Genomic DNA, 17,360 nt, shown 5'->3' on the forward strand with positions numbered 1-17,360 from the left:
AGAGCCGCGACCTGGCGAGACCCGGCAACTCACCTGTGCACAACGGCTTCCCGTTGCCGCCCAGCCCGTGAACGCTGGCTCAGCTCAGGCCGTCCGGCGCACCACGCTCAGGTACCTGGGACCCGCACCGGCTGCTGTTACGTTGACCGCCGTGACCGAGCCGGACTGCCGTCCGCTGCGCCGCAGTGACGTCCACGCCACCGCCCGGCTGCACCGGCAGCACCTGGGCCAGGGGCTGTTCCTCAACCTCGGTCCCAAGTTCGTCCGCCGTTGGCACCGCACGTTCATCGACAACCCGTACGGCTGCGCCCACGTCGTCACGGATCCCGACGGCGAGCTCCTCGGGTTCATCCTGGCCGCCACCGACCAGCGTCGGTACGTCGGTGCCACGCTCGGCTCGGACAAGTGGTCGCTGATGGCGCTGGGGGCCCTCGGGCTCGCCGTCCGGCCCCGTCTGGCTGCCCACTTCGTGCGCACCCGCGGACGCCCCTACGCCCGCCGGCTACTGGGCCTCGGACGTCGCCAGCGAGCAGCAGCCCCAGGCGGGACGACTGCGGACGACGCCTCGCAGGCCCCGGTCGCCGTCGTCCACGCCATCGTGACCTCCGAGCAGGCCCGCGGCCGGGGAGTGGGACGCCGGTTGCTGGCCCAGTTCGAGACCTGCGCCGCCGAGGCCGGAGTCACCCGGCTCGAGCTCGTCACCGACGCCGACGGCGACGCCCCGGAGTTCTACCGGCGACTCGGCTGGGTACAGACCGAGGAGCGGCTCAACCGCGACGGGCGACGCGTGCTGCTGTTCACCAAGACACTGTCGGACGACGCTCCTCCCCAGGGGCGCACCGCCTCATGACGGACACTGGTGACATGACGGTTCCCCGCCGACGGCCCCCCACCGCCACCGAGCCCCGAGTGCTGCTCTCCCGTCGCCGGCTGCTCCAGCTGTCTGCCGGCGGTCTGCTGCTGGCCGGCTGCGGCACGGTCGGCGGCGAGAGCGAGCCCGGTTCGACCGAGGCCACCTGGCCGGACCCCGAGGTGACCCCGTCAGCCGCCCCCACCGGTCAGCCCGTCCCCGAGCCGGAGCCCGAGCCCGAGGACACCGCCGTCCCGCCGGTCGACATCCAGCCGTACACGGTGCTCCCGGGGGAGGTGGAGCCGGAGTGCAAGACGGCTGCGGTGCGCAGCCTGGAGACCGCGTTGACGTGGCGCGACGGCGAGACCGGCATGCAGGCCGCGGTGGACCGGCTCGCGGCGCTCGGCATCACCGGGGCCGCCGCGACGACGCTGGCGCCGGCGCTGGTGGGCGAGCGCTGGTCGTCGCTGCGGGTCACCTACCCGCAGTACGGCGGGATGCTCCCGGACCGCAGTCAGGCCAGCGTCATGGTCACCGGCACACAGATCGTCCCGCAGGACGGCGAGGCCAAGGAGCGCGGTCTCATCGTCGACGTCCGGCTCGCCAAGCAGGACGGCGCGTGGACAGTGACCGAGATGCTGCTGCCGCAGCGACCCGAGCCGACCGGTCCGACCGCGGCCGGCCAGGCGGTCATCGACCACGACAACATCATCCTTCCGGACCCCGCGCGCCGGGACATCGAGGCGCGTCTCGTCGACGACCTCGTCTGCGAGCTGCTGCTGACCCTCGCGGAGACCTGGCGACTCGACGTCCAGGTGCTGAGCTCGGGCCATCCCTGGGACGTGTTCATGACCGGCCGGCAGTCCAACCACACGAAGGGCCGGGCGGTCGACCTCTGGGCACTGAACGGCATCCCGGTGATCGACCACGAGAACTCGCCGTGGCGCGAGGTGATGGAGGCGGCGGTCGCGGCCGGCGCCGGCCAGGCCGGCGGCCCGGAGGACCTCGACGGCGTCCGGGGCCGGCGGCCGTACTTCACCGACGCCGTGCACCAGGACCACCTGCACCTGGGATTCACCGAAGACCAGTTCGACCCCACTCCGACGACGACCGCCCCACCAGTCGACGGCTGACCCGCAGCTGCGGACGCGATGCCGGTGCCCGCTCCGCGACTGCGGCGACTAGAGTCCGGATGTGACGAATCTGCGAGTCAGTGACGTCGCCGCCCTGCTCCGGGTCAGCGACGACACGGTACGGCGCTGGATCGACCAGGGCAGGCTCACCGCAGGCCGGGACGACGCTGGGCGCATGGTCGTCCCTGGGGCCGAGGTCGCCGCGATGGTGCGCCGCCAGCGGGACGACGACGCGGACGGGACCTGGCGACAGTCCGCACGCAACCGGTTCGACGGGATCGTCACCGAGGTCCTCCGCGACGGAGTGATGGCCCAGGTCGAGATCCAGGCCGGCCCGTTCCGGGTGGTGTCGCTGATGACCCGCGAGGCGGCCGACGAGCTGCACCTGGAAGCGGGCACCCCGGCCACTGCGGTGGTCAAGGCGACCACCGTCGTCGTCCAGGCGGGCGATCGCCGGTGAGGCCGCCGCGACGGCTGGCCGCCCTGGCCGGGACCGTCCTCCTCGCGCTGGCGGCCGTTGGGTGCGGACCCGCCGACGACGCGTCCTCCCCCGCCGACCCGGCGGTCGTCCGGGTGGCGGCCGCCTCGGACCTCCAGCTGGCCCTGCCCGAGGTGCTCGAGGAGATCGACCCGGACGTCGAGGTGGCGGTGACGTACGGGTCCTCCGGCCAGTTCGTGCAGCAGATCGTCAACGGAGCCCCGTTCGACCTCTACCTGTCTGCCGACACCGGCTACGTCGACCGACTCGTCGAGGCCGAGGCAGCCAAGGACGCCGACACCTTCACCTACGCGACCGGCCGGCTCGTCCTGTGGGTGCCGCAGGCCTCCCCCATCGACCCCAACGAGGGCCTCGACGTCCTCACCGACCCGGGTGTGCGCCGGGTCGCGCTGGCGAACCCGGAGCACGCCCCGTACGGCCGGGCGGCCGCCGCAGCGCTCACGGCCGCCGGCCTGGACGACGACCTCGCCGATCGGATCGTGCTCGGGGAGAACGTCTCGCAGACCCTCGACCTCGTCGCCTCCGGTGGTGCGGACGCCGGCATCGTCGCCGCGTCGCTCGTCGCCGCCGGGCCGATGGCCGACCAGGGACGGTGGTGGCAGCTGCCCCCCTCCGCCCACCCCCCGCTGGTCCAAGGTGGTGCCGTGCTGTCCGGGGCGCGCGACGTCGAGGCCGCCCACGCCGTCCGCGAGGCGCTGCTCTCCGCCGAGGGTCAGGACATCCTGCGCCGGTACGGGTTCGGACCGGCGCCGCAGGCCGGGGAGGGCTGAGGTGGACTGGCAGGCCGTCCTGCTGAGCATCCGGCTGGCGACGGCGACGACGGCGATCCTCCTCGTTGTCGCCGTCCCGCTCGCGGCCTGGCTGGCGTTCAGCCGCCGCCGCTGGACCGTACTCGTCGAGGCGGTCGTCGCGCTGCCGCTCGTGCTGCCGCCCACGGTGCTCGGCTACTACGTGCTCGTCGCGCTCGGCAGCCGCTCCCCGCTGGGCCGCTGGTGGGAGCAGACCGTCGGGACGCCGCTGGCGTTCAGCTTCACCGGCCTGCTCGTGGCCTCCGTGCTGTACAGCCTGCCGTTCGCCGTCCAGCCGCTGCTCGCCTCGTTCGCGGGGGTGGACCGCCGGCTCGTCGAGACCTCGGCCGTCCTGGGCCGCGGCACCGCGGCAACCGTCCTGCGAGTCGTGCTGCCGCTGTCCCGCGCCGGTCTGGCCACCGCCGCGGTGCTGACCTTCGCGCACACCGTCGGGGAGTTCGGGGTCGTCCTCATGGTCGGCGGCAACATCCCCGGGGAGACCCGGACGGTGTCCATCGCCGTGTACGACGCCGTCCAGGCGTTCGACTACGCGACGGCCGGCCGCACCAGTCTGCTGCTGCTCGCCTTCTCCCTGCTCGTCCTCACCGCGACCTACGCCCTGCAACGTCGCGGCCAGGTGCCGGTGTGGCCGCGACCGTGACCGGCCGCCTGGACCTGCACGTCAGGCGGCACACCGCCGACGTCCGGCTCGACGTGCCGCTGGACGGCGTGACCGTGCTCTTCGGCCCCTCCGGAGCGGGCAAGACGACAGTGCTGCGCGCGGTGGCGGGCCTCGACCGCGCCGGCGGCCGGGTCGTCGTCGACGGACGAACCTGGGACGACGGCACTCGGTTCGTCCCCGCCCGCCGGCGGCGAGTGGGCTACCTGTCCCAGGAGCCGGCGCTGTTCCCCCACCTCGACGTCGACGCCAACGTCGGCTACGGCCTGGCCGGGGTCGTCCCCCGGCCCCGGCGGGCCGACGTCGTCCGCGAGGCGCTCGCGGCCGCCGGCGCCGGGCACCTCACCGGACGACGGGTGACCGAGCTGTCCGGAGGGGAGGCGCAGCGGGTGGCGCTGGCGCGCGCACTCGCGCCGGGCCCGCGGCTGCTCCTGCTCGACGAGCCGCTGTCCGCGCTGGACGCCCCCACCAGGGCGGTGCTGCGCGCAGACCTGCGCCGGCTGCTCGTCGCCCGGTCCCTGCCCACCCTGCTCGTCACCCACGACCGCACCGAGGCGCTCGCCCTGGGCGACCGCGTCGCCGTCGTCGTCGACGGGACGGTCCGGCAGGTCGGTGGTCCGGCGGAGGTGTTCGACCGGCCCGCCGACCCGGACGTCGCCCGGGTCGTGGACGTGGAGAGCGTCCTGCCCGGTGTGGTGCGCCGGGTCGCGGACGGCGTCACCACCGTCGCGGTCGGCGGGCAGCTGCTCACCGCCGCCACCGGCGACGACCCCCCCGCCGGGCCGGGGGACGGCGTCCTGGTGTGCGTGCGCGCCGAGGACGTCGCGCTGGAGGCCCCCGGTGGGTCCCGGACGACGAGCCCGCGCAACCACCTGCCGGCCGTCGTCCGCGACGTCGTGGCCGAACGGGGCCTCGTCCGGGTGGACCTCGACTGCGGGTTTCCCCTGGCCGCGTACATCACCCGGCCGGCCCTCGAGGAGCTCGGTCTGCGCCCTGGGGTGCAGGTGACCGCGTCGGTCAAGGCACCCGCGGTCCACCTCATCCCCCGGGACGAGGCCTAGACTGGGGGGGCTCAAGTTCTGTCCGGTTCATGCCGATGTACCGGCTCACCGTCCGCCCGGGCGGTTCCACGGAACCGGCTCCTTGCCGGAGAGGAGGCACGGTGGACGAACCGCAGACCGTCCCGAGCGACGAGGAGCCGTCGCCCCCCGAGGGTCACCCCGAGAAGGTGCTCGAGCTGCTGTCCGAGGGCGTCCCGGTGTCGCTCCTGCTGGATCTCACCGCACCGGCCGGCCCGGACTCCGAGAGCATCCTCGACGAGGAGGGGGAGCCGGAGGAGGCCTGGTGGGAGCAGCCCTGACGGCGATTTCGTCGAGGCTCGGGCGGGTTGCTAGAGTCTACGGCGCGCGCCATTAGCTCAATTGGCAGAGCAGCTGACTCTTAATCAGCGGGTTCGGGGTTCGAGTCCCTGATGGCGCACTCTGACTGGCGGACCGGAAGTAGCACTACTGCTACCATCGCGCTGTGACGACCATCCCACAGAAGCAGCTGCGCAACGAGGTGGGCGATGTGCTGCGTCGCGTCGAAGCCGGCGAGACCTTCACCGTTACCGTTGCCGGCCGGCCCGTGGCCGAACTGGGACCGGCGCACCGGCGCCGCTGGGTCAGCGGACGCGCGCTCGCCGAGATCTGGCAGGGTCCGCCGCCACGAGACATGGATGACGACCTGACGCGACTCGGCGCCGAGCTGAGCGACCCGTTCGCCCGATGAGGGCGGTTCTCGACACCTCTGTGCTCATCGGCGCGGAGGCGCCGGGGGACGTGGAGGCGGCGATCAGCGTCGCATCGATCACCGAGTTGCACTTCGGCGTTCTGGTAGCCGCGGACGACGACGAGCGGGCCCGCCGCACGGACCGTTTGGCGTCGATCGAGGCGGCCTTCGACCCGCTGCCCGTCAGCGTCGAGGTGGCCCGGGCATGGGGCCGGCTCGCCGCCGCAGTCACGCGACGAGGCGGCAACCCACGGCGCCGGCAGATCGATCTCGCGATAGCGGCAACGGCCAACGTCGAGAAGGTTCCGCTGCTGACCTACGACCTCGCCGACTTCGAGATCATCAAGGACCTGGTCGACGCTCGCCACCCGCACTAGCGGCGCTCAACCGGTTGATGACGTCGGCGAAGTCCTCGAACCGGTCAGGCGTCACCGGATGCGTCTCCCACGTCACCGGACCCCTCCACCACACGAGGCCGGCGCCCGGACCGGCGTACCGTGATCCCCGCCGCCTACCACTGACGCCGCGCACCACTGACTGGAAGCCCGCCATCCGAGGATGAACCCGAGCGAACCGCCCGCCACCGGCGACCACGTCGACCCGCGCCGACTGCGGCGGGCCGTGCTGATCGTGGCGATGCTCAACCTGTCGTACTTCTTCGTCGAGTTCAGCGTGGCGCTGGTGGCCGGGTCGGTGTCCCTGCTCGCCGACAGCGTCGACTTCCTCGAGGACACCGCGATCAACCTGCTGATCTTCGTCGCCCTCGGCTGGCAGCTCGCCAGACGAGCGGTCATGGGCAAGGCGATGGCCCTGATCATCCTCGGGCCGGCCAGCGTCGCCGCCTGGACGGCGATCCAGCGGTTCACCGACCCGGTCGCGCCCGACGTCCTGCCCGTCGTCCTCGCTTCGCTCGGCGCGATCGTCGTCAACGGCACGAGCGCGTGGCTGCTGGTCAGCGTGCGACACCACGGAGGCTCGCTGAGCAGCGCGGCGTTCCTGTCGGCCCGCAACGACGTCCTCGTCAACGTCGCCATCATCGCCATGGCGGTGCTCACCGTCTGGACCGCGTCGGGCTGGCCCGACCTGATCCTCGGCTGCTTCATCATCCTGCTGGCGCTGCACGCCGCCTACGAGGTGTGGGAGGCCAGCGAGGAGGAGCGGCTGGCCGCCAAGGCCCTGGCCGGCGAGCCCATCGACTGACCCAACCCGGGTGCGGCGGCCAGGACGCCAGTGACCGTCGGTCCGCGCGCCGGTCATCCCCGGGGCAGCACTCGCAGGGGCAGACCGCCGTGCGGGCGCATCGTGACGAGCGCCTCGGCGCGGACCTGGTGCCTCGGTACGGGCAGCACGGCGTGGTCACGCAGCAGCTCGGCGAGCACGAGCAGGCTCTCCACCAGGGCGAAGTCCCGGCCGATGCACAGCCGCGGCCCGGCACCGAAGGGCAGGTAGGCCCCGCGCGGGACCGTGCGGGCGGCGTCCCCGAGGAACCGGTCCGGCCGGAACGCCTCTGGATCGGCGAACACGTCCGGGCGCCGGTGCAGCAGCCACGGGCTGATGATCACGAGCGTGCCCGCGGGGACGGCGACGCCGTCGATGTCGTCGTCCGCCACGGCGCGACGGCTCACCACCCAGGCCGGGGGGTAGAGCCGCAGAGACTCGTCGACGACGGCGCGGGTGCGCGCCAGCGCCGGCAGGTCGGCCCACGCCGGCGCCCGCCCGCCCAGCACGTCGTCGAGCTCGGCGTGCACCCGTGCCTGCTCGCCCGGGTGAGTGGCGAGCAGGTGCAGCGTCCACGACATGGCCGAGGCCACCGTCTCGTGGCCGGCGATCACCATCGTGACGAGCTCGTCGCGCACCTGCGTGGCGGTGAGCTCGCCGGCGTCCGCGGCCCGCAGCAGCAGGGCCAGCAGGTCGCCGTCGCCGTCCCGGACGCCGGCCTGGCGCCGGTGCGCGACCACGTCCGCCGCGGCCTGGTCGAGGGTCCGGACGGCGCGCGCCAACCGCCGGTTGCGCGGGGTCGGGACGGCGGCCGGGACGACCGCGGGCGTGCGCACGCGGGACACGACGACGTCGAGGGCCTCCAGGACGGCGGCGACGACCCGTTCGCCGTCCTGCGCGACCGCACCGCCGAACAGGGTGCGCCCGACCACCTCGAGGGTGGCCTGGAGGACTGCGGCGTCGACGTCGACGACTCCCCCACCGGCGGGGACCCGGGCGCGGACCCGCTGGGCGGCGGCCACCGCCTGGGCGGCGACCTCCTCGAGGCCGGAGTGGTGGAACGCCGGCTGGTCGATACGGCGGCGGTGGCGCCACTCCTCGCCGTCGGCGGTGAGCAGGCCGGTGCCGGTGACCAGGGACAGCGCGCCGTACTGGGCCGTTCGCTTGGTGTAGCCGGCGTGCCGCTCGACGAGCACCCGTCGGGCGGCGGGGACGGTGTTGGCGAGCAGCACCGGTGTGCGGGGCATCGGGAAGGCGACGAGGTCGCCGTGCCGGCCGACGAGGCCGGCGAGGAACGCCAGCGGGTCCCGCCGGATCGCCGGGACGGCGCGGACCATCTCCGCCGGCAGCGGCCCGTCGGCGTCCAGCGGGGTGTAGCGGGCGTTACGCCGCCGGCTGGGAGCGTTCAGAGGTACAACCCGGTGCTGCCGTCCTCGACCCGGGGGGCCGCGACGGCGTGGATGTCCCGCTCGCGCAGCAGCACGTAGTCGCGGCCCTGGAGCTCCACCTCACCGCGGTCCTCGGGGTCGAACAGGACCCGGTCCCCGACCCGGACCTGGCGCACGTGCTGGCCGACCGCGACGACACCGGCCCAGGCCAGACGACGTCCGACGGCGGCCGTGGCGGGGATGACGATCCCGGCCGAGGACCGGCGTTCCCCGCTGTCCCGGTCCAGGGCGACGAGGACGCGGTCGTGCAGCATCCGGATCGGCAGCCGGCTGTCCGGGGCGCTCTGCTCGCTCACCGGCGCGGTCAGCGGTACTGCGCCAACGGGTCGCGGCGACGACGCCGGCGACGCACGACGAGGACGACGACGGCGAGAACGGCGGCCGCAGCGGCGCCGATCCGCTCGACCCGCAGCGAACCGTCCTCGGCGGTGACGGCGGAGACGGCCCTGCCCCGGGCACCCGCAGCGGCACGACGGCCGACCTCCTTGGGGCTCAGGCGGGCGGTCAGCTCGTCGACGGTCGCGGCGAGCCTGGCCTGCCGCAGCGCGATCTCGCGCTCGATGGCCTCCGGGTCGCTCGGGATGTGGACCTTCGGCGGCGGCGTCGACGCGGCGTCGGCAGCGGGCGTACTCATGGGGGTCACGCTAGCGCCGACGTCTCACGCCTGCGCTCCGGGCACGGACAGCGGGTCGAAGCCGTAGGGCAGCTCCAGCCGGTGGGCGCTCATCAGCCGGCGGTCGGCGAGCAGGTCGCGGGTCGGGCCGTCGGCGACGACGCGGCCGTCGTCGAGCAGCACCGAGCGCGGGCACAGCTGGAGGGCGTAGGGCAGGTCGTGGGTGACCATGAGCACGGTGACGTCGAGCCCGGTGAGGATGTCGGCGAGCTCGCGTCGGCTGGCCGGGTCGAGGTTGCTCGACGGCTCGTCGAGGACGAGCACGTCGGGCCGCATGGCCAGGACGGTGGCCACCGCCACCCGACGGCGCTGCCCGAAGGACAGGTGGTGCGGAGGCCGGTCGGCGTGCTCGAGCATCCCGACCCGCTCCAGCGCCTCACGCACCCGCGCGTCGAGCTCATCGCCCCGCAGTCCCGCGTTGGCCGGCCCGAACGCGACGTCGTCGCGCACCGTGGGCATGAACAGCTGGTCGTCGGGGTCCTGGAAGACGAGGCCGACCCGCTGCCGGACGCCGGCGAGGTGCTCGCGGGTCAGCTCCAGGCCGGCGATCCGGACGGTGCCCGTCCCGGTGCCCCCCGACACCGGGCCGAGGATGCCGTTGAGGTGCAGGACGAGCGTCGTCTTGCCGGCACCGTTGGGGCCGAGCAGGGCGACCCGCTCCCCCGGCTGGACGACGAGGTCGACGCCGTAGAGGGCCTGGCGGCCGTCCGGGTAGGCGAACGCGAGCTCCCGCACCTCGACGGCCGGGGTCCCGCCGGTCACCCTGCCACGCTCCACGCCACCACGGCCAGAACGGCAGCGGCCAGCGGCAGCACGGCGGCGCCGGCCCACTCGGCGGCAGTGGCGGCCCGGCCCTGGACCAGGACGCTGCGCCCGGTCCAGCCGCGGGCCAGCATGGCCTGCTGCACCCGCTCTCCACGCTCGTAGGTGCGCACGAACAGTGCCCCGATGGTCGCGGCGACCGCGCGCAGCTGGCCCCACCAGCCGGGCGGGGCGCCGCGGGACTCCCGGGCGATGCGCATCCGGTGCAGGTCGTCGGCGACGACGGTCAGGTAGCGCAGCATGAAGGCGACGATCTGCACCAGCGCGTCCGGCACCCGAAGGCGCTCGAGGCCGGCGACGAGGTCCCGCGGGGTCGTGGTGGCGGCCAGGGTGATGGCCGCCACCACGCCGATGGTGGCCTTGGCCAGCAGGTTCCAGGCGCCGAGCAGCCCCTCGACGGCGAGCGGGACGCCCAGGACGTCGACCCGCGGCCCGGTCGCCAGCACCGGGAGCAGCAGGGCGAAGACGACGAACGGCACCTCGACCACCATCCGCCGGGCCACGACGACGGCGGGCAGCCGGGCGATCCGGACGACGACGGCGAGGACGGCCGCGGCGGCGAGCAGGGCCCACCACTGCCGGGGCGGGACGAGGACGACGGCCACCACGAAGCCGAGCAGGGCGACGACCTTGACGTGCGCGGGCAGCCGGTGGACGGCGGTGTCCCCCGGCACCAGGAGCCCGTCGGCGGCGGCCACTGGCTCAGCGCCCAACCCGGCGGACGTCCTCGGCCCGATCGGGCGGGCGGCGACGGGCGGCGACCAGGCGTCCGACGCCGGCGGCGACAGCGAGAGTGATCAGGACGCCGAGCACCCCGGCGAGGACGGCGCCGAGGCTCCCCAGCCCGCTGACGCCGTAGTCCGCCAGCGGGCTGCCGGCAACCGCCGAGTCTCGGGCGGTCCCGGCGAAGCCGAGCCGCTCGCCGACGTACTCCAGGCCGTCGGGGTTGCCGCTGGCGAGCAGGCTCAACCCGCCACCGACGAGCAGGCTGACCGCCAGCAGCGTGGCCAGCAGGCCGCGACCGGACCGCTGCTCGGCTGCGGTCGGGACGGTGTCCGCGGTGACCGTCCGCTGCCGGCCCTCGGCGTCGACGAGGACGAGCTGGCGCCGGACGTGGCGGGCGGCGTGGACCAGGTCGGGGCGGGTGGCGACGACGGCGCCGACGACGGCGGCGGTGATCACGGCCTCCCCGATCCCGATCAGCGTGTGCCACCCGAGCATCGCGGCGGCCAGCGTGCCGATCGGGATGCTGACCGCTCCCCCGACGGCGTACATGCCGGTGAAGGCGAGGGCGGTGGCCGGGACCGACACGAAGGCCCCGACGGCGACCGCTGGCACGACGCTGCCCGGGCGGGGCGGCAGCACGGCCAGCACGGCCCGGGTCACGGCCCACCCCACGGCGACGGTCACGACGGCGATGAGGGTGACGTTCGTGCCCAGGGCGGTCAGGCCGCCGTCGGCGAACAGCAGGGCCTGGACGACGACCACCACGGCGACGGCGAGCAGACCGGCCCACGGCCCGACCAGCGCGGCGGCGAGGGCGCCGCCCATGAGGTGACCGCTGGTGCCGGGCCCGACGGGGAAGTTGACCATCTGGGTGGCGAATACGAATGCCGCAGTCAGGCCCGCCATCGGAGCGCCCGCGGTACGCAGCTGCGAGCCAGCCCGCTGCAGGGCGAGCCCGACCGCACCGGCGGCGACGGCGCCGGTGGCCAGGGAGGTGGGGACGTCGAGGAACCCGTCGGGCACGTGCACGAACCCATCCTCGCCCTTGTTGCGACATCTTCGCAACAAGGGCGCCGGTAGCGTGGCGGCGTGCACGTCCTCGTCGTCGACGCCGCGAACGTCGTGGGCAGCCGGCCGACCGGCTGGTGGCGCGACCGGGCCGGTGCCGCCGCCCGTCTGCACGCGTCCCTCCTCGCGGCGGACCTCGACACGAACCTCGTCGTCCTGGTGCTCGAGGGCGCCGCCCGCGCCGGGCAGGCCGAGGGCACGGTGGGCCGGGTGCGCACGGTGCACGCCGAGGGCTCCGGGGACGACGCGGTCGTCGCGACCGTGCACGAGCACGGCGCCGGCGGGGACGACGTGACCGTGGTGACCGCCGACCGCGGACTGCGCGAACGGGTCACCGCCGCGGGCGGCACCTGCGTCGGGCCCTCGTGGCTGCTGGACCGACTGCCGGAGTGACGCCGCGAGCGCCTAGGCTGGCGAGCATGACCGAACGACTCCAGGTCGGCGACCCGGCGCCGGACTTCACCGCGCCCACCGCCGACGGCGGCACCTTCACCCTCTCGGAGCGCCGCGGCCGGCACGTCGTGGTCTACTTCTACCCGGCGGCGATGACCCCGGGGTGCACGACCCAGGCGTGCGACTTCCGCGACAACCTCGGCTCCCTGCAGGCGGCCGGCTACGACGTCGTCGGGGTCTCCCCGGACGAGCCGGCCAAGCTGACGCAGTTCGCCGAGCAGGAGGGCCTGACCTACCCGCTGGTGTCGGACACCGACCGGGCGGTGATGACCGCCTACGGCGCCTACGGGGAGAAGACCTCCTACGGCAAGCCGACCACCGGCGTGATCCGTTCGACCGTGGTCGTCGACCCGGAGGGCAAGGTCGAGCTGGCGCAGTACAACGTCAAGGCCACCGGGCACGTCGCGAAGCTCCGCCGGGACCTCGGGCTGGACTGACGGCCCTCGCCCGGCCGACGCGGGAGTGGTGTAACTGGCAGCCACGCAAGACTTAGGATCTTGTGCCTTCGGGCGTGCGGGTTCGAGTCCCGCCTCCCGCACCGACCAGCCGGTCACCCGAGCACGGTGACGGTGACCGAGTGCCACCCGGACGCGCCGTCCGGGACGGGGTCGACCCGCTCGGCGGTCTGCGTCTCACCGGTGCCGTCGGTGGCCCGCACGCGCAGCGTGTGGCTGCCCGGGGTGGCGTCCCACTCCAGCCGCCACTGACGCCAGGAGTCGACGTCGTGCTGCGCGGCCAGCTGCGCGGCCACCCACGGCCCGTCGTCCACGCTGACCTCGACCCGCTCGATGCCGCGGGTCTGGGCCCAGGCGACGCCGGCGACCACCACCGGCCCGGGCTCCAGCCTCGCGGACGGCCGCGGGACGTCGATCCGCGAGGCGGTCTTGACCGGCGCCCTCTCGGCCCAGCCCCGGTCGGTCCAGTAGGCGGTGGCGTCCTGGAACCTGGTGACCTCGAGGTCGACGACCCACTTCGTCGCCGAGACGTAGCCGTACAGGCCGGGCACCACCATCCGCACCGGGTAGCCGTGCTCGAGCGGCAACGGCTCACCGTTCATCCCGACGGCCAGCAGGGCCTGCGGGCTGCTCATCAGCACGTCGAGCGGCGTCGAGGCGGTGAACCCGTCCACGCTTGTCGACAGCACCATGTCGGCGTCCTGGTCGGGCCGGGCCCGGTGCAGCAGCTCGCGGACCGGCAGCCCCAGCCAGCGGGCGTTGCCGGCCAGGTCCCCACCGACCGGGTTGGAGACACAGGTGAGGGTGATCCACTCCTCGACGAGGTCGGAGGCCACCAGGTCGTCGAAGGAGATCTCGACCTCCCGCTCGACGAGGCCGTGCACCCGGAGCCGCCAGTCGCGCGGGTCGACGTGCGGCACCGCCAGCGCGGTGTCGATCCGGAAGAACTCGGCGTTCGGCGTCTGCCACGGCGTGATACCGGCCACGTCCAGGGTCACGGCGTCCGTCGGAGTGGCCGCCGCCCGCGCCGGCGGCGGCAGGTCCAGCGCCGCGCGGGTGGCGCTGACGTCGCGTGCGGAGCGTCCCACCAGGCGCCCGACGACCCCGCCCGTGGCCGCGGCCAGCACCGTGACCCCGACCGCGGTGAGGAAGGAACGACGGGCCGCGGCCGGCGTCGTCCGGCTCTGGGCGTCGCGGCGGGAGTCGGCCCCCGTGGCCAGCCGGTCGACGAGGCGCACCAGGACGACGGCACCGACGGCGACACCGGCCAGGCTCGGCAGCGCGTCGAGCGTCCCGGCCGCGGGGCGGGTCGTCGCCGCGACGACGGCCACGACGCCCAGCAGCGCGACGACGGCCACCCCCGCCCACCGCCGGCGCAGTGCCACCACCCCGGCCAGGGCGGCCAGCGCCGCCACGACGACCCCCATGCCGACGAACAGCGCGACCTTGTCGTTCGTGCCGAAGGCGGAGATGGCGACGTCCTTGAGCCACGAGGGCGTCACGTCCACGAACGCGTCCCCGACGACCAGCAGCGGCGCGGTGGCCGGCGAGATCACCGCCGCCAGCACCTCGGCGACACCGAGCGCGAGCCCACCGGACGCCAGGCCGGCGGCGGCGGCGAGCGGCCACGGAGCGGTGGCTCTCATGTCGATGACGCGCCCCGGGGCCGCTCGGGGGCTGCTCCTCTCCTCAGACGACCACGCCGAGGGCTCGCGCCACGTGTGGCGCGAGCGCCCGGAACGCCTGCCCCCGGTGGCTGATCGCGTTCTTCTCCGCCGGGTCCAGCTCGGCGCAGGTCCGCCGGTACCCCAGCGGAGTGAGCACGGGGTCGTAGCCGAAACCGCCGTCCCCGCGCGGCGCGCGCTCGAGGGTCCCGACCAGCCGGCCGTGCTCGACGTGCTCCTCGCCCTGCGGCGTGACGAGCGCGGCGGCGCAGACGAACGCGGCACCGCGGTGGACGTCGGGGACGTCGGAAAGCTGGGCGAGCAGCAGCCGCAGGTTGGCCTCGTCGTCCCCGTGCCGGCCCGCCCACCGGGCCGAGAACACCCCGGGAGCCCCGCCGAGGACGTCGACGGTGAGGCCGGAGTCGTCGGCGACGGCCGGCAGCCCGGTCCGCTCGGCGACGAACCGCGCCTTGAGCAGCGCGTTCTCGGCGAACGTCACACCGGACTCGACGACGTCCGGCAGGTCGTACGCGTCCACCCCCACGACGTCCCGCTCGACGTCCAGGTCTGGGGCGTGCCGGCCGAGCGCCTCGGTGAGGATGGCCCGCAGCTCCACGATCTTGCCCCGGTTGCGAGTGGCCAGGACGAGCCGGGGCATCAGCCCTCCAGGGCCTGGAGCTGGCGGCGGGTCAGGTCCGCGCACCCGGCAGTGCCCAGGTCGAGCAGGGCGTCCAGCTCACGCCGGTCGAACGGCGCTCGCTCGGCGGTGCCCTGCACCTCCACGAACAGCCCGCGGCCGGTGACGACGAGGTTCATGTCGGTCTCGGCGCGCACGTCCTCGCGGTAGTCCAGGTCCAGGACGGGTGTCCCGTCGACGATCCCGACGCTCACCGCGGCGACGGAGTCGACGAGCGGGTCGGCGGGCAGCACGCCCTTCTCGCGGGCCCAGGTGCAGGCGTCGGCCAGGGCCACGTAGGCGCCGGTGATGGCGGCGGTGCGGGTGCCGCCGTCGGCCTGCAGGACGTCGCAGTCCAGCACGACCGTGTTCTCACCCAGGCGGGTCGTGTCGACGACGGCGCGCAGCGAGCGGCCCACGAGGCGGGAGATCTCGTGCGTCCGGCCGCCGATGCGGCCCTTGACCGACTCGCGGTCGCTGCGGGTGCTGGTGGCCCGCGGGAGCATCGCGTACTCGGCGGTGACCCAGCCCTTGCCGGAGCCCTTCAGCCAGCGCGGGACGCCCTCGGTGAACGACGCCGCGCACAGCACCCGGGTGGCGCCGAACTCGACCAGGACGCTGCCCTCGGCGTGGTCCAGCCACTTGCGGGTGATCCGTACCTCGCGCAGCTGGTCCGGCTCTCGGCCGTCGTGTCGGGTCATGAACCCCGAGCGTAACGGCCCACCCGCGGGCGATCTCTGGAGGCTTTCCGGGGTCTCGGAGGCCTCGGAGACCCCGGAAGACCTCCAGAGATCGAGGTCGGACGACGCGGGGGCGGGTCAGACGTCGAGGACGGCGCCGGGGTGGGCGAGCTCGAGCGGGCCGTCGTAGACCGCGCGGGCGTCGGCGAGGGCCCGGGCGGGGTCGTTCCAGGCCGGCAGGTGGGTGAGCACGAGGCGACGCGCGCCGGTGCGGGCGGCGACCTGGCCGGCACGCCGCCCGGTGAGGTGGATGCCGCGGACGCCGTCGTCACGGCCCTCCTCGAAGGCGGCCTCGGCGAGCAGCAGGTCGGCGCCGGAGGCCAGGACGTCGAGACCAGGGCAGTCGTCGGTGTCGCCGGTGTAGGCGAGCACCCGGGTGCCGCCGTCCGGGCCGGGGCCCTCGACGCGCAGCCCGTACGCCTCGACCGGGTGGCGCACCGGGTACGGCGTGATCGTCAGCGGGCCGACCCGGACCGGCGTCCCCGCGGTCCACTCCCGGACGGCGAGCTGGCGGCCCATCCCGGTCCCCTCGGGCCGGCCGTACGCCTCGGCGATCCGCTGCTCGGTGCCGGTCGGCCCGTGGACCGGCACCTGCACCGAGCCGCCGCGCTCAGGGTCGTAGCGCAGCGCCACGTACAGACCGCACAGGTCGGCGAAGTGGTCGGGGTGCAGGTGGCTGATGAGGACCGCGTCGAGCTCGGTGAGCCGGGTGTAGCGCTGCAGCGGGCCCAGTGACCCGCTGCCGAGGTCGAGGACGACCCGCCAGGTGCGCCCGGCCGTGTCGTCGGCCTCGACCAGGTAGCAGGATGCGGGCGAGTCGGGGCCGGGGAACGAGCCCGAGCAGCCGACGACCGTCAGCCTCATACCGGCACCGCGACCAGTTCCGCGGCCGGGACGTCCAGCCCGAGGAACCGGCGGGCCAGGGCGGTGAACGCCTCCGGCTCGCCGGTGGTGAGGAAGCGGTGCTCCGGAGCGGGGAGGCCCTGCGCCCGGGTGAGGCCCTCGCGCACCAGCACCCGGTACACCTCCTGCGCGGTCTCCTCCGCGCTGCTCACCAGGGTGACGTCCGGGCCCATCACGTAGGACAGGACGCCGGTCAGCAGCGGGTAGTGGGTGCAGCCCAGGACGAGCGTGTCGACGCCTGCGGCCTGTACCGGCGCCAGGTACTCGCGGGCCACGTCGAGCACCTCCGGACCGGTGGTCGTGCCCGCCTCGACGAGCTCGACGAACCGCGGGCAGGCCTGGGTCACCACGTCGACGTGGGGGGCGGCGGCGAACGCGTCCTCGTAGGCGCCGGAAGTCACCGTCGCGGTCGTCGCGATGACGCCGACCCGACCGCTGCGGGTGGAGGACACCGCACGACGCACCGCCGGGCGGATCACCTCGACGACCGGCACCGGGTACCGCTCACGGGCGTCGTGGAGCACCGCCGCGCTGGCCGAGTTGCAGGCGATGACGAGCAGCTTGACCCCCCGCTCGACGAGCTCGTCGAGGCACTCCAGGGCGAACCTGCGGACCTCGGCGATCGGTCGCGGCCCGTAGGGCTGGCGGGCGGTGTCCCCGAGGTACAGGACGGGCTCGTGCGGCAGCTGGTCGATGACGGCCCGGGCGACCGTCAGGCCCCCGAAGCCGGAGTCGAAGATGCCGATGGGTGCGTCCGCCACGCAGGGCAGGGTAAGCGCTGCGCCGGGTCCGCCC

Annotated in this window: 23 protein-coding genes and 2 tRNA genes; 14 read left to right on the top strand and 11 right to left on the bottom strand. The window is 74.6% G+C overall.

Annotated elements, in window-relative coordinates:
• The first annotated feature begins 151 nt into the window (after positions 1–151).
• The 11 genes from HJG43_09920 to HJG43_09970 all read left to right on the top strand — a co-directional run bounded on the left by HJG43_09920 (position 152) and on the right by HJG43_09970 (position 6,919).
• On the top strand, positions 152–850 hold the full coding sequence (locus HJG43_09920; GenBank protein UER54803.1) for a GNAT family N-acetyltransferase: 699 nt from the start codon (positions 152–154) through the stop codon (positions 848–850).
• Positions 851–864: 14 nt separating this feature from the next.
• On the top strand, positions 865–1,983 hold the full coding sequence (locus HJG43_09925; GenBank protein ID UER54804.1) for a hypothetical protein: 1,119 nt from the start codon (positions 865–867) through the stop codon (positions 1,981–1,983).
• Positions 1,984–2,044: 61 nt separating this feature from the next.
• A complete protein-coding gene (locus HJG43_09930) occupies positions 2,045–2,443 on the top strand; it encodes a TOBE domain-containing protein (protein ID UER54805.1) in 399 nt (132 codons plus the stop codon).
• Complete coding sequence (gene modA, locus HJG43_09935; GenBank protein ID UER54806.1) at positions 2,440–3,252, top strand: molybdate ABC transporter substrate-binding protein; 813 nt, start codon at positions 2,440–2,442, stop codon at positions 3,250–3,252. Before HJG43_09930 ends, modA begins: the two co-directional genes overlap by 4 nt.
• Before the next feature lies 1 nt (position 3,253).
• On the top strand, positions 3,254–3,931 hold the full coding sequence (gene modB / locus HJG43_09940; GenBank protein UER54807.1) for a molybdate ABC transporter permease subunit: 678 nt from the start codon (positions 3,254–3,256) through the stop codon (positions 3,929–3,931).
• Between the two features lie 14 nt (positions 3,932–3,945).
• Positions 3,946–5,010 (top strand): ABC transporter ATP-binding protein, encoded by a 1,065-nt coding sequence (locus HJG43_09945; GenBank protein UER55876.1) that lies wholly within the window; start codon positions 3,946–3,948, stop codon positions 5,008–5,010.
• Between the two features lie 101 nt (positions 5,011–5,111).
• Positions 5,112–5,309 (top strand): hypothetical protein, encoded by a 198-nt coding sequence (locus HJG43_09950; protein ID UER54808.1) that lies wholly within the window; start codon positions 5,112–5,114, stop codon positions 5,307–5,309.
• 46 nt (positions 5,310–5,355) lie between these two features.
• Positions 5,356–5,428 (top strand) — tRNA-Lys (locus HJG43_09955).
• 45 nt (positions 5,429–5,473) lie between these two features.
• A complete protein-coding gene (locus HJG43_09960; GenBank protein ID UER54809.1) occupies positions 5,474–5,719 on the top strand; it encodes a type II toxin-antitoxin system prevent-host-death family antitoxin in 246 nt (81 codons plus the stop codon).
• Positions 5,716–6,096 carry a PIN domain-containing protein gene (locus tag HJG43_09965; protein UER54810.1) on the top strand — a complete coding sequence of 127 codons (381 nt, stop codon included), beginning with the start codon at positions 5,716–5,718 and terminating at the stop codon, positions 6,094–6,096. The genes HJG43_09960 and HJG43_09965 overlap by 4 nt, the downstream gene beginning before the upstream one ends.
• 181 nt (positions 6,097–6,277) lie before the next feature.
• The gene (locus HJG43_09970; GenBank protein ID UER54811.1) at positions 6,278–6,919 is read left to right on the top strand and encodes a cation transporter; all 642 of its coding nucleotides are present in this window, start codon (positions 6,278–6,280) and stop codon (positions 6,917–6,919) included.
• A gap of 53 nt (positions 6,920–6,972) precedes the next feature.
• Here the strand turns inward: HJG43_09970 and HJG43_09975 are convergent, their stop codons facing one another.
• The 6 genes from HJG43_09975 to HJG43_10000 form a co-directional block, all read right to left on the bottom strand.
• Positions 6,973–8,274, bottom strand: coding sequence for a cytochrome P450 (locus tag HJG43_09975; GenBank protein UER54812.1), 1,302 nt, complete (start codon positions 8,272–8,274; stop codon positions 6,973–6,975).
• 68 nt (positions 8,275–8,342) lie between these two features.
• On the bottom strand, positions 8,343–8,639 hold the full coding sequence (locus tag HJG43_09980; protein ID UER55877.1) for a co-chaperone GroES: 297 nt from the start codon (positions 8,637–8,639) through the stop codon (positions 8,343–8,345).
• A gap of 50 nt (positions 8,640–8,689) precedes the next feature.
• Positions 8,690–9,019, bottom strand: coding sequence for a DUF3618 domain-containing protein (locus HJG43_09985; GenBank protein UER54813.1), 330 nt, complete (start codon positions 9,017–9,019; stop codon positions 8,690–8,692).
• Between the two features lie 24 nt (positions 9,020–9,043).
• Complete coding sequence (locus tag HJG43_09990; GenBank protein ID UER54814.1) at positions 9,044–9,820, bottom strand: ABC transporter ATP-binding protein; 777 nt, start codon at positions 9,818–9,820, stop codon at positions 9,044–9,046.
• Complete coding sequence (cbiQ, locus tag HJG43_09995; GenBank protein ID UER54815.1) at positions 9,817–10,578, bottom strand: cobalt ECF transporter T component CbiQ; 762 nt, start codon at positions 10,576–10,578, stop codon at positions 9,817–9,819. The genes HJG43_09990 and cbiQ overlap by 4 nt, the downstream gene beginning before the upstream one ends.
• A gap of 4 nt (positions 10,579–10,582) precedes the next feature.
• Positions 10,583–11,635 (bottom strand): cobalt ABC transporter permease, encoded by a 1,053-nt coding sequence (locus tag HJG43_10000; protein ID UER54816.1) that lies wholly within the window; start codon positions 11,633–11,635, stop codon positions 10,583–10,585.
• Between the two features lie 60 nt (positions 11,636–11,695).
• Here HJG43_10000 and HJG43_10005 point away from each other — a divergent pair, with 60 nt between their 5' ends.
• The 3 genes from HJG43_10005 to HJG43_10015 all read left to right on the top strand — a co-directional run bounded on the left by HJG43_10005 (position 11,696) and on the right by HJG43_10015 (position 12,665).
• On the top strand, positions 11,696–12,067 hold the full coding sequence (locus HJG43_10005; protein UER54817.1) for a hypothetical protein: 372 nt from the start codon (positions 11,696–11,698) through the stop codon (positions 12,065–12,067).
• A 26-nt stretch (positions 12,068–12,093) separates the two neighbouring features.
• Positions 12,094–12,564 (top strand): peroxiredoxin, encoded by a 471-nt coding sequence (locus tag HJG43_10010; GenBank protein ID UER54818.1) that lies wholly within the window; start codon positions 12,094–12,096, stop codon positions 12,562–12,564.
• Between the two features lie 19 nt (positions 12,565–12,583).
• Positions 12,584–12,665 (top strand) — tRNA-Leu (locus tag HJG43_10015).
• A gap of 12 nt (positions 12,666–12,677) precedes the next feature.
• Here the strand turns inward: HJG43_10015 and HJG43_10020 are convergent.
• From HJG43_10020 to HJG43_10040, 5 genes are all read right to left on the bottom strand, one after another.
• Entirely contained in the window at positions 12,678–14,228 is a 1,551-nt protein-coding gene (locus HJG43_10020) for a molybdopterin-dependent oxidoreductase (GenBank protein ID UER54819.1), read from the bottom strand.
• Between the two features lie 43 nt (positions 14,229–14,271).
• Positions 14,272–14,904, bottom strand: a complete 633-nt coding sequence (rdgB, locus tag HJG43_10025; GenBank protein ID UER54820.1) for an RdgB/HAM1 family non-canonical purine NTP pyrophosphatase — start codon at positions 14,902–14,904, stop codon at positions 14,272–14,274.
• Positions 14,904–15,623 (bottom strand): ribonuclease PH, encoded by a 720-nt coding sequence (rph, locus tag HJG43_10030; protein ID UER54821.1) that lies wholly within the window; start codon positions 15,621–15,623, stop codon positions 14,904–14,906. Before rph ends, rdgB begins: the two co-directional genes overlap by 1 nt.
• A 117-nt stretch (positions 15,624–15,740) precedes the next feature.
• Positions 15,741–16,526, bottom strand: a complete 786-nt coding sequence (locus HJG43_10035; protein ID UER54822.1) for an MBL fold metallo-hydrolase — start codon at positions 16,524–16,526, stop codon at positions 15,741–15,743.
• The gene (locus HJG43_10040; GenBank protein ID UER54823.1) at positions 16,523–17,326 is read right to left on the bottom strand and encodes a glutamate racemase; all 804 of its coding nucleotides are present in this window, start codon (positions 17,324–17,326) and stop codon (positions 16,523–16,525) included. The genes HJG43_10035 and HJG43_10040 overlap by 4 nt, the downstream gene beginning before the upstream one ends.
• Positions 17,327–17,360 lie beyond the last annotated feature (34 nt).

This window comes from Kineosporiaceae bacterium SCSIO 59966 (assembly GCA_020881835.1).
Classification (GTDB): Bacteria; Actinomycetota; Actinomycetes; order Actinomycetales; family SCSIO-59966; genus SCSIO-59966.